The organism is Sorangium sp. So ce362, assembly GCF_051519845.1.
Taxonomy (GTDB): domain Bacteria; phylum Myxococcota_A; class Polyangia; order Polyangiales; family Polyangiaceae; genus Sorangium.
Genome location: NZ_CP150332.1, coordinates 159922 through 172040 on the forward strand (window position 1 = coordinate 159922; position 12119 = coordinate 172040).

The following is a 12119-nucleotide window of genomic DNA, read 5'->3' on the forward strand; positions in this document are numbered from 1 at the left end:
TGGATGGATTGACCGCTCTCCCTCCGAGGCGAGCCACAGCCGCCATCCGGGATCGCTCGGCTCGTCTGTTCCGCAGGAAAGGAGCCGCCGGCGCGACCTCACGGGCATCCTGAGGAACATCCACAGAAGCTCCCAGTACCCGGAGCTTCGCCCCCTCCCGGCTCACTCCTCCTCCTTGACCCACTCGACCAGCACCTGTCCGAAGGGCTTGCCCTCCTCCGTCGCCGCCCCCCGCCGCCGCAAGCAGCGCCGCCGCGGCGCGAGCTCGACGCGCTCCGCGATCGCGGCCCGTCGCGCGACGGGCCCCGTCGAGTAAGCTGCGCCGCCATGAAGGTCCCCCGACTCACGGGCCGCGCGCTCACCGCAGCGCGCCTCGCGGCCGAGGCGCCCGGATCGTCCGTCGCGCTCCGGAACGTGCTGAAGCGCACCATGGGCATCGATCGGCTCTCGTCGCTCCCAAACGCCTGGCGCGACGAGGTCCCCGCGCAGGCCCGGCCGATCCAGGCCGCGGCGCCGCGGAGCTGGGACGACGCCGGGCTCGGCGCGCTCCCGCTCCGCGACTGGCCCAGGACCTCGCTCGCCTATGCCGCGGCGTACCGCCGGGGCGCCACGACCCCGCGCCGCGTCGCCGAGCGCGCCCTGTCCGAGATCGACGCGCTCGCCGCGCAGCGCCCGTGCATGAACATCGCCGTGGCCGCCGCGCGCGAGGCGACCCTCCGGGACGCCGACGCCGCGACCGCGCGCCACGCCGCGGGAAGGGCGCGGGGCCCGCTCGACGGCGTGCCCTTCCTGGTGAAGGACGAGTTCGACGTCGAGGGCCTCCCCACCACGCTCGGCTCGCGCTGCGGCCCGCTCTCCCCCGCGCCGCGCGACGCCGCGGTGGTCGCCCGGCTCCGGCAGGCGGGCGCCGTGTTCCTCTGCAAGACGGTGCTGACCGAGTGGGGGATGTCGCCGATCGGCAACAGCGTCCACCAGCGCATGCCCCACAACCCGCACCACAGCGGGCGCGCGGCCGGCGGCTCCTCCACCGGCTCCGCCGTGGGCGTCGCGCTCGGCCTCGCGCCGCTCGCGGCGGGCGGCGACGGCGGTGGCTCGATCCGCACGCCCGCCGCGCTGAACGGCGTCTTCGGCATCAAGCCGACCTTCGGCCGGGTGAGCCGCGCCGGCGACGGCTTCAAGGGCTCGGTCGCCCACGCCGGCCCGATCGCCTGCAGCGCCGCCGATCTCGCCCTCTTCCTCGACACCGTCGCGAGCGAGCCCGACCCGGACGACGACCTCACCGCGTGGGCGCCCCCGCCGCCCCCCGGCGGCTTCGGCGCGCTCCTCGGCGCCGGCGTGCGCGGCCTGCGCATCGGCGTGGACGAGGCCGAGTGGCGCGACGCCAGCATCCCGGTCGCGAGCGTGTGCCGGGGGGCGCTGCGCGAGCTCGAGCGCGAGGGGGCCGTCCTCGTGGACGTGCAGATCCCCATCGCGCGGTACGCGGCGCAGATCGGCTACCTCGTCATCGGCCCCGAGTCGCTCGCGGCCCACGAGCGCGCCTTCCGGGAGCAGCGCGACCTCATCAGCGAGGACCTGCGCGTCACCTTCAGCGTGCTCTCGGGCGTCACCGCGCGCGAGCAGCGCGACGCCGCGCGCCTGCGCGCGGGGATGCGGCGCGACGTGGCGAGGGCCCTCGCCGGCGTCGACGTGCTCGCGCTCCCGACGACCGCGATCACCGCGCCCCGCTACCTCCAGGCGGAGGAGGAGCGCGCGTTCCTGGATCCCGCGGCCCTCGACGGGCTGTGCCGCTTCGCCTTCCTCGCCAACCTCACCGGCCTCCCTGCCGGCACCGCGCCCGTCGGGAGCGACGCCGAGCGCCTGCCCATCGGCCTGCAGATCGTCGGCGACGCGTGGGACGAGGCGGCCGTCCTCGCCGTCCTCGCCCACCTCGAGCGGTCGGAGCTCGCGGTCGCGCCGCGGCCCCCGGCAGGGATCGACCTGCTCCGGTAGCGGGCCCGCCGCGCCTCTCCGTCAGTCCACGGCCGCCGTCACGACCCACACGGCGCCTCCCATGCGCACGCCCTCGGGGCCCGCATGGGGCGCGATGGCCTCGCGCAGATCGGCCCGCACGCGATCGACGAGCTCCGGCGCGGCGTTCGTCTGGCGCAGCGCGGCGGACGCCGGACCCATCTGCAGGAGGAAATCCACGGTCTCGTCGAGCGATTTCCCGCCTGCCACCGAGAGCTCCCGGTCGATGGGCTCGTGATGCACCCGGACGAACCCCGCGCGCGAGAGGATCGCTCCGACGCGCGCTGCGTCGGCGAACGCGAACGGGCCGGGCGCGTGCGGATCGGGCTGCGGCAGGGGGAGGTGCCTGGCCACGGCCAGGGTCGGCACGAAGAGCCAGGGGTTCTCCTGGAGCGAGCGCCAGCAGACGAACGCGAGCCGCGCGCCGGGCCGCAGCGCCTTCCGGAGGTTCGCGAAGGCCGCCGCGGGGTCGGCGAAGAACATGACCCCGAAGCGCGAGTAGAGGACATCGAACGGCCCGGGCAGCGCCGCGGTCTGCGCGTCCGCGTTCTCGAAGGCCACGTTCGCGGCGCCCGCCGAGAGCGCCGCCGCGCGCGCCCTGTCCAGCATCGGCGCGGACACGTCGACGCCGACGACGGCGCCGCCGGGGCCGACGCGGCGGCCGAGCTCGAGCGTTGTGTCGCCGATACCGCAGCCGACGTCGAGGACGCGCTCGCCCGCGGCGAGCCCGGCACGATCCATGGCGAGGGCGCCCAGCGGCCGGATCTGCGCCGAGATTACGTCGTGGAGGGCCACCCACTTCGGCCCGGCGACCTCGTTCCAGTACTGGATCTGGTCGGCGTTCGGGCCAGAGACCTTGATCATCGCTCGAGCTCCTTTCGATGCGCGCGCGGCGGGCTTCCCCGGCGGCCCCTGAGAGCTACCTCCCTTCGGCGCCCGGTTCCACGCTCCTCGCGGTCGCGCGCTGCGGGCAGCACCTGCGCCTCGGCCGGAGCAGCGACGGCGCAGAGGAGCGATCAGCTGAGCGAGATCATCGCGGCCGTCGCCGCGTAGTCGACGCGCTGCGCGCGGTACGGGTAGGTCGGCGGGAAGCGCTCGAGCGCCGCCCGGAGGCGCCGGCTCGACGCGCGGTCGAGCGGATCGAAGCGCAGGCCCACGGCGCGGCCCGGGTCGCCCTCGCGCCGCCCGTGCAGGGTGCGCGCGATCGTCGCCGTCGCGTCGACCCAGAGGTCCGTGCCCGGGATCCGGAACGAGACGATCACCGGCTCGCCCGTGAGCGCCCGGGCGCCCGTCAGCACGAGCATGCCGTCGATGGACAGGTCGATCGCCCGGGTCCCGAGCAGCCGGAAGCCCCGCTCGCGCACGGCCTGGCACTCCACGATCGCGGCGCGGCGCGTGACGCGGCGCTCGCTGGCGAGCAACATTTCCATGGTCGTCCTCCTCGGTGCGGTACGCTACGGAGGAACGCTACAGGCGGGCAATAAACTTACATGGGGTGCCCTGCGCTGCGGCAGCGTCGAGGGCGAACGTAGGTGGGAGCGGGTGGGGTCTCTCGGTGCCTCCTGAGGAGGCCCACGGCGTCCTGAGGAGGCCCACGGCGTCCTGAGGAGGCCCACGGCGTCCTGAGGAGGCCCACGGTCGCTGGAGGGGGCCTCCCCCCGCGAGGCGGGGGGAGGCGCGGCCGTGGGCTCTCTCGTTTCCGCTAGCGGCCCGCGCGGCGGCGCCGGCGCAGGACGAGGCCGGCGAGGGCGGCGAGCATGGGCAGGAGCGCGGCCGCGCGGAGGTTGCCCGCGGGGCCGGGCCGCGCGGCGCAGAGGCCGTTGCCCTCGGCGAAGATGCCGCTCGGGTCGTTCGCCGCGGGCCCGCAGGTGCCCGGCGAGCTGTCGATCGAGCTGCACGCCTCGCCTGACGGGCAGCTGTTCCCGTCGGCGCCGCGGCAGCCCTCCACGCAGGCATGGTTCTCGCAAATCATCCCGCTCGTCGGCCCGCCGCAGTTGATGTCCTCCCGGCAGGTCTGGGGCTGATCGTCGGAGCCGTCGTTGGGATCGGTCTCGCCCTCGTCGACGGCGCCGTTGTGGTTCGCGTCCTCCACGCCGTCGGGCACGCCGCCGTCGTCGGTGTCCGCGTCGAGCGGGTTCGTGGTCGTCGTGGGATCTGCATCCGGGATGCAGGTCTCCGCCGCCGCGTCGGTCGCCGCGTTGGCGCAGTCGCGCCCGAGCTCGGTGCCGTCGAACAGCCCGTCGCCGTCGCTGTCCGGGTCGAGCGCGTTGATGAGCCCGTCGCCGTCGTGATCGTCGCTGAAGTTCGGCTCCTCGCCGTCGAGCACGCCGTCGTCGTCGCTGTCGGCGTCGTTCGGATCGGTGCCGAGGTGCTCCTCGAGGTCGTCGCTCAGCCCGTCGCCGTCGGTGTCCGTCGGCGGCACGTCGTCCGCGCCGTCGTTCGGATCGGTCTCGCCCTCGTCGATGGCGCCGTTGAGGTTGAAGTCCTCCTGGCCGTCGGGCACGCCGCCGTCGTCGGTGTCCGCGTCGAGCGGGTTGGTCTTTGTCGCCCCCTCGTCCGCGTCGGCGCGGCAGTGGCCCGCGGCGGCGTTGGTGGCCGGGTTGTCGCAGGGCAGGCCGAGCTCGGTGCCGTCGAACAGCCCGTCGTTGTCGCTGTCCACGTCGAGCGCGTTGATGAGCCCGTCGCCGTCGGTGTCCTCGCCGGGGTTCGGCTCCTGGCCGTCGAGCACGCCGTCGTCGTCGCTGTCGGCGTCGTCCGGATCAGTCCCGATCATCTCCTCGACCGCGTCGGGCAGCCCGTCGCCGTCGCGATCCTCCCCCACCGCGTCGTCGTCGCCGTTGTTCGGATCGGTCTCGCCCTCGTCGATGGCGCCGTTGTGGTTCGCGTCCTCCGCGCCGTCGGGCACGCCGCCGTCGTCGGTGTCTGCGTCGAGCGGGTGCGTGGTCGTCGTGGGATCTGCATCCGGGATGCAGGTCTCCGCCGCCGCGTCGGTCGCCGCGTTGGCGCAGTCGCGCCCGAGCTCGGTGCCGTCGAACAGCCCGTCGCCGTCGCTGTCCGGGTCGAGCGCGTTGATGAGCCCGTCGCCGTCGTGATCGTCGCTGAAGTTCGGCTCCTCGCCGTCGAGCACGCCGTCGTCGTCGCTGTCGGCGTCGTTCGGATCGGTGCCGATCGTCTCCTCGAGGTCGTCGCTCAGCCCGTCGCCGTCGGTGTCCGTCGGCGGCACGTCGTCCGCGCCGTTGTTCGGATCGGTCTCGCCCTCATCGATGGCGCCGTCGAGGTTGAAGTCCTCCACGCCGTCGGGCACGCCGCCGTCGTCGGTGTCGGCGTCGATCGGCGAGGTCTTCGTCGCCCCTCCGTCCGCGTCGGCGCGGCAGTGGCCCGCGGTGACGTCGGTGGCGGCGTTGTCGCAGGCCAGGCCGAGCTCGGTGCCGTCGAACAGCCCGTCGTTGTCGCTGTCCACGTCGAGCACGTTGATGAGCCCATCGCCGTCGGTGTCGTCGGCGGGGTTCGGCTCCTGGCCGTCGAGCACGCCGTCGTCGTCGCTGTCGGCGTCGAGCGGATCGCTCCCGATCGTCTCCTCGAGGTCGTCGCTCAGCCCGTCGCCGTCGGTGTCCACCGGCGGCACGTCGTCCGCGCCGTTGTTCGGATCGGTCTCGCCCTCGTCGACGACGCCGTCGAGGTCGAAGTCCTCGTGCCCGTCGGGCACGCCGCCGTCGTCGCTGTCGGCGTCGAGCGGATCGGTCTTTGTCGCCCCCTCGTCCCCGTCGGCGCGGCAGTGGCCCGCGGCGGCGTTGGTGGCCGGGTTGTCGCAGGGCAGGCCGAGCTCGGTGCCGTCGTAGAGCCCGTCGTTGTCGCTGTCGGGGTCGAGCGCGTTGATGAGGCCGTCGCCGTCGGTGTCCTCATCGAAGCTCGGCTCCTGCCCATCGGGCACGCCGTCGTCGTCGCTGTCGGCGTCGTTCGGGTCGGTGCCGGCGGCGATCTCGGTGGGATCGTCGATCCCGTCCTCGTCCGAGTCGCAACCGTTGTTGATCACGCCGTCGCAATCGTTGTCGATCGCGTCGCCGCAGACCTCGGCCCCCGAGGGCTCGCACACGCAGGCGTTGCCCGCGGGATCGCACGTCGGCGCGAGCGGCCCGCAGTGGGCGTCGGTGAGGCACTCGACGCACGTAAAGGGCGGCGCCGTCGTGTCGCAGTACGGCGCCGGCGCGGCGCAGTCCGCGTTCGTCTCGCACTCGTCGACGGACACCTCGGTCGGCGGCACGCCGCCCTCTGGGCCGTTGCCGTCGGTCGGCGTGTCCTCGGCCGGCGAGCCCTGCTGCCCGGCGGCGTTGACGATCGCCTGGTTGGCGATGAGGCCCGAGACGCCGGCGTCGACCCTCACCTGGAAGGTGATCGCCGTCGCCGCGCCGGCGGCGAGCGTGCCCCCCGCCGTCCCGTTCGCGCCGGCGCCGAGCCGCACGCGGATCGTGCGCGTCGAGGCGTCGAACTCGCCCTGGTCGTCGCCGGCCGCGTCCGTCTTCGCGCCCGTGTTGGCGCCGGCCGTGACCGAGAGCGATCCCGGCACGTACGTCACGCCCGCGGGCAGCGGATCGGTGAGCACGGTGCCGACCGACGCGTCGTTGCCGCTGTTGACGACCTCGACCGTGTACTGGAGCACGTCGCCCGGGCGCAGCCGCCCGCCGTTCACGTCGGTGACCGTCTTCGTGGAGGACGTGAAGTCCGGCTTGAAGGTCGAGATCGACGTGATGAAGCCGGCGAGGAAGTAGAGGTCCATGGTGCTCGACGCCCGGATGGGCGCCGAGGTCAGCCCTGGGCTCACCATGGAGGTGATATCGAAGACGTCGATATCCATGCCGGCCATGCTCCCCGCGGTCCCGGCGAGCTGCGGCAGGTCCCCGACGTTCGACACCGGCGCGTTGAAGTACGAGCGCGTGCCGTTGAAGAAGTTGTTGGCCGGGTTCAGGTCGTTGCCGAGGGCGGTCCCGTTGAAGAAGAACTGGTCTCCCTCGTGGGCCACGTCCCCCTCGAACGCGACCATCCCGATCTTCGCGTCGTAGCCCGCGTTCGGCACCAGGAACCCGTCCAGGGTGGCCTCCCGGGCCGACCCGCTGGCCACCGTGTCGAAGCCGTCGAAGAGCGCGAGGTTGCGCGGCGGCTCGGAGGCGAGCTCGTAGAACACGACCAGCCACCACCCGGCGAAGTGGTTGTCGAAGTTGTTGTTCGTGAAGCTCGCGCTGTCGACGCCGCTCACCCGGTACGCGCCGGGCCCTCGCGCCTGCACGAGGGCGGTGATGTCCGCGACCGACTGGTAGTAGACTCGGCCCGAGCTGATCGTCCTGACGCTGTCGATGGCGGTCACCTCCTCGGCGAAGCCGCTCGCGCCGGGCCGCTCCAGGGTGACGGCCGTATCCGCGTCCCCGGTGGTCCCGAGGTGCGCGCCCCAGTACAGGTACGCGTGGGTGACCGCCGCGCCGGCCGGCAGCTGGAGCACCGCGGTGCTGCGCGCCTGGGCGGCGGTGATGCTGGTGCTCGCCTCCGCCTCGCCCTCCGCGGGCGAGTCGGCGCGCCAGTAGGTATCGGGCGCGCTGTCGCCCGTGTTGTTCCCGCAGGGGCCGACATCACCCACCAGGGGCGGGTCGATGTCGTCCCTGCCGCACTCGTTGCCCAGCGTGTTCCCGATCAGGGCGAAGTCGCCCCGCTGGTCGACCTGCACGCGCAGCTCGGGCGCGGCGTGCGCGGTGCCGCCCTGCCCGCCTACCCAGGCGAGCCCGACTAGACCACCTATCGCGTAACGTCTCTTCACGGCGCCTCCTGCTGCTGCTTCGGCTTCTTTTCGAGGATCTTGAACTGCACGCGGCGGTTCTGCTGGCGTCCCTCGTCGGTGTCGTTGTCCGCGATCGGGACGTCGGGCCCGTAGCCCTTCGACGCGAGCCGATCGGCCTCGACGCCGCGCTGGACCAGCGCCTTCGTGACCGACTCCGCCCTCGCCTGGCTGAGCTTGATATTGTACGCGCGTCCGCCGCGCGGATCAGTGTGCCCTTGCACCTCGATCCTGGTGATCTCCGGGTGCTCCTTCAGCACACCCGCGACCTCCTCGAGGAGCTCGTCGCTCGCCTTCTTGATGGTCGCCTTGCCGGTGTCGAACTGCACCTGCTGGAGGATGACGATCTCCTGCTCGGTCACGCGCACCGCGACGGGGCAGCCGTTCTTCGCCGGATCCGAGTTGGGCTTGCCCTTCTCGTCGGGGCACGCGTCCTGATCGTCGCGCACCGTGTCGCCGTCGCGATCGCCGGGGCAGCCGTTCGTCGCCGGATCCGAGGTGCGGATACCGGGGATCTCGGGGCAGGCGTCCTCCGCGTCGATCACACCGTCGCCGTCCTTGTCCGGCGGCGGCGGGCAGCCGTGCTTCTTCGGGTCCTCGTTGCTCGGGCCGGCCTCGTCCGGGCACGCGTCGACGTCGTCGGTGATGCCGTCCTTGTCGCGGTCCCCTGGCGGCGGGCAGCCGTGCTTCTTCGGGTCGTCGTTCGCGATGCCGGCCGTGTCCGGGCACGCGTCGACGCGGTCGAGGAAGCCGTCCTCGTCGCGATCCGAGGGCGGGCAGCCGTTCTTCTTGGGATCGTCGTCGCGGACGCCGGGCACGTCCGGGCAGGCGTCCTGCGCGTTGAGGATGCCGTCCTTGTCGCGGTCGGGGTCCTCGCGCCGGACCTCGGGCGAGTACGCGAGCATCGCGATGGCGCGGAAGTCCGGGGTGCCGATGCCCGACGTGAAGCCGGGGCCGGCGGCGACGCCGAGCTCGAAGTCGCGCAGCGTCGGCGCGAAGCGGTAGCGCACGCCGAGCAGCGCCTCGACGTTCGTGTTGCGCGCCTCCGGCTCCTCCAGCACGGTCGACACGGTCACCTCGGGCCCGATCTGGAGCTGCTCCTCGGGCAGCAGCAGCAGGCCGACGCCCGCGCCGCCGTTGAACATCAGGCCTTGCCGCACCTGCGCGAACGTCTGCGCGGGGCGCAGGTCGACGCCGGCCGCGGCCGACCAGACGAAGCCCGGGATCCGGCCGCCGGCGATGAGCTGGGGCATGCCGCGCACCGAGTCCTCGCCCACGAACGAGCCTTCGCCGCCGCCGGTCGGCAGCCAGACGAAGCCGCCCACGGCGAGCTGGAACGGGTCGAAGTACTCGCCGACCAGGCGCAGGCGCAGCCCGACCCGGAGGTCGCCGAGCTGGGCGCCGCTCGGCGAGGCGAACGAGAGGCCCTCGGCTGCCGGGCTATCGCCCTCCTGCAGCACGGCGAGCGGGGCGTCGACGTTGATGTGCAGCCGGTCCCAGAGCGAGAGCGACGCGTTGAGGTGCAGGAACAGCTGGTGGCCCACGATGGCGCCGAGGTGGTCGTCGGTGCCCACGCGCGTGAGCACGAGCGGGTTGTGGGCGTAGTCGCCGAGCAGCGCGAGGTGGAGCGTCGGGCTGCCGTCCTGGTGCGGCGAGGCCGCGTACGGCGACGGCACGCTGAACATCCGGTCGCCGGCGGGCGCGGGGTTGAAGCGGTTGAGCGCCAGGCCGCGCGCCGGTCCCGCCTCCTGGGCGGACGCTGGCGCGGCCCACGCCGCCGCCGCTAGCCCTCGATCAAGCGCGTCGAAATCGCTTCGTAGCGGGATCAAAATGAAAAGCCCGGGTGTTCGTCGAGTTGCTGAAGCTTGACACAAAACACCCGGAGGCTTTTCAGGTGAAGGATCGACGAAATTGGGCCGAAAGTGAAGCGAGAAAGATCGCGCGCCGACTGAAGCCCGTCGAGGGCGGACGCGAGCCGCGTGGAACGGGTCCCGAGTTCGCTGCACGCACGATTCGTTACGAGGCGTCCGACCGGGTTCACGCCATCCCCTGTGGCGGGCTCGGGGCCATTCATCAACTGGCCTGGAAGGTCGGGCTGGTGACCGCGCTCGACACGAGGCTGCCGATCTTGAAGCGCCGGCGCCCGTACAGCGAGGCCGACCATGTTCTCAACATTGCCTATAATTTCCTGTGCGGCGGAGCGGTGCTCGATGACATCGAGGTGCGCCGCAACGACAGGGCGTTCCTCGATGCGCTCGGTGCGCGTACGATCCCGGATCCCACCACTGCGGGCGACTTCTGCAGGCGCTTCGGGGCCGAGCAGATCCAGGGCCTGATGGACGTCGTGAACGACGTGCGCGTCGGCGTCTGGCAGAGGCAGTCGCAGGCGTTCTTCGAGCAGACGGCGCGAATCGACGCGGACGGCTCGCTCGTCGCCACCAGCGGTGAGTGCAAGCAGGGCATGGACATCGCGTACAACGGAATATGGGGCTACCACCCGCTTGTGGTCTCGCTGGCGAACACCGGGGAGCCGCTGTTCGTCGTCAACCGCAGCGGGAACCGACCTTCCGAGGAGAGAGCGCCCGAATTCTTCGCGCGCGCGATCACGCTCTGCCGTCGCGCCGGCTGGACGGACATCCTGCTGCGCGGCGACACGGCCTTCTCGCAGGCCGCGTACTTCGACCGTTGGCACGACGACGGCGTACGCTTCGTGTTCGGGTACGATGCCTACAAGCCGATGGTGGCACGCGCTGAAGGTGACGATGTGAGCGATTATCAAGAGCTCGTTCGCAAGGCCGACACCCTCTTCGAGGAGAGCAAGCGGCGCGCGAAGCAACCACGCATCAAGGAGCAGATCGTCCGTGAGCGCGAGTATCGTAATATGCGCCTCGAGCGTGAGGAGTTGGCGGAATTCGAGCATCGACCCACCAAGGCGGCGCGATCGTACCGCTTCGTCGTGCTTCGCAAGACGATCGTTGAGGAAAGGGGCCAGCGGTACCTGGGACAGACCTTCCGCTACTTTTTCTACGTGACCAACGATCGCGAGATGACGTGCGAGCAGGTCGTCCGCGAGGCCAACTGCCGCTGCAACCAGGAAAATCTGCTCGCGCAATTGAAGAGCGGCGTCCCGGCGTTGCGCGCCCCGCTGAACACGCTCGAGTCGAACTGGGCCTATATGGTGATCGCGTCGCTCGCGTGGTCGCTCAAGGCTTGGTTCTCTTTGCTCATGCCCACGGCGCCGCGATGGCACGAAGCACACCAAGCCGATCGAGAGCGCGTTCTGCGCATGGAATTCCGCTCCTTCGTGCAGCGTTTCATTCTCGTTCCGGCGCAGATCCTCCATACCGGTCGAACTCTCGTCTATCGGCTCCTTGCCTGGCGTCCCGAGCTGCCCATCTTCTTCCGCTTCCTTGATGCGCTCTGACGGCCGGGGCTGCCCGACGCACTGAGGCACGGGCAGCCCGACCGCGAACCCACAACCTCGAACCACGAAACGAGGGATCCTTGACCAGCCGCAGCGACGATCACCGAATCCCGGCTCTCCGGCAGGACGGATCCGCTCGGCGATTCGAGACGGCGGTTCGGCCCATTTCGAGGGTCGCCAAGCGCTTGTTTGAGGGCTAGCACGGCGGCGCCGCAGAACCATCGAGGGGGGAAATGGGCTCTCATGCGCAGGATCACCTTTGAAGTGCATTGGGCGAGCGGCCGTCGGCTGCACCGGCGCGCAGGCACGTTGGGGAAAACACCGCGTCCTCGATGTGGGGGGAGCGGCGTGGAATCCCGGGCCGTCTTATATTCTCCGCCGGACGCCATCGGTGGACTTTTCGATGGGCGGCCGGCCGAATTCGGATCGGCCTCAACTGGGCGGCTCCTCCTGCAACCCGGGCTTCGCAGCGCCGCCCTTGCAAGCGTTGTGCACGCCTCTCCGCGCGCGGCGCCGGCTCGTTCCGGCGACTTCGCGCGTCACAGCGGCTCCGCGGCGGGGCGATAGAGGCCTACAGACATCAGCGCTGCGGCCCGGGTGCATCGGGTGCCGGCGGGGTGCGCGCTTCTCTCGCGGCCGCCGCCGCGCCTGCGCCACGCCGTCTCCGTGGAGCGGCGCCCATCTCGCCAGCCGGCGGGCCGCCCCACGGCGCCTCCGACGAGCGACCCCTTGGGAAGCTCCGCTCCGTTCACGCCGTGCACGGCGCTTCGCGCTGTTCCACGTGGGGAGCGGCGCGCTCCTCCTGATTCACGCGCATCATCGGCGCGGTCATCGCGGGTTGGCAAGGCTTTTTTGCTCTCGTCCCCG

The 12119-nt window shown here is 71.9% G+C and carries 6 protein-coding genes; 2 read left to right on the plus strand and 4 right to left on the minus strand.

Annotated elements, in window-relative coordinates; genetic code table 11:
* Window positions 1-327 precede the first annotated feature (327 nt).
* Window positions 328-1989 carry an amidase gene (locus WMF17_RS00670; protein WP_437647414.1) on the plus strand — a complete coding sequence of 554 codons (1662 nt, stop codon included), beginning with the start codon at window positions 328-330 and terminating at the stop codon, window positions 1987-1989.
* A gap of 21 nt (window positions 1990-2010) precedes the next feature.
* Here the strand turns inward: WMF17_RS00670 and WMF17_RS00675 are convergent, their stop codons facing one another.
* The 4 genes from WMF17_RS00675 to WMF17_RS00690 form a co-directional block, all read right to left on the minus strand.
* The gene (locus WMF17_RS00675) at window positions 2011-2871 is read right to left on the minus strand and encodes a class I SAM-dependent methyltransferase (protein ID WP_437647416.1); all 861 of its coding nucleotides are present in this window, start codon (window positions 2869-2871) and stop codon (window positions 2011-2013) included.
* Window positions 2872-3023: 152 nt separating this feature from the next.
* Window positions 3024-3437: a PilZ domain-containing protein gene (locus WMF17_RS00680; protein ID WP_437600031.1), complete on the minus strand. Its 414-nt coding sequence runs from the start codon at window positions 3435-3437 to the stop codon at window positions 3024-3026.
* A gap of 272 nt (window positions 3438-3709) precedes the next feature.
* Window positions 3710-7810, minus strand: a complete 4101-nt coding sequence (locus WMF17_RS00685) for a DUF3344 domain-containing protein (protein ID WP_437647418.1) — start codon at window positions 7808-7810, stop codon at window positions 3710-3712.
* Entirely contained in the window at window positions 7807-9657 is a 1851-nt protein-coding gene (locus WMF17_RS00690) for an OmpA family protein (RefSeq protein ID WP_437647420.1), read from the minus strand. Before WMF17_RS00690 ends, WMF17_RS00685 begins: the two co-directional genes overlap by 4 nt.
* A 65-nt stretch (window positions 9658-9722) precedes the next feature.
* Here WMF17_RS00690 and WMF17_RS00695 point away from each other — a divergent pair, with 65 nt between their 5' ends.
* The gene (locus WMF17_RS00695) at window positions 9723-11252 is read left to right on the plus strand and encodes an IS1380 family transposase (protein ID WP_437604211.1); all 1530 of its coding nucleotides are present in this window, start codon (window positions 9723-9725) and stop codon (window positions 11250-11252) included.
* The last annotated feature ends 867 nt before the right edge of the window (window positions 11253-12119 follow it).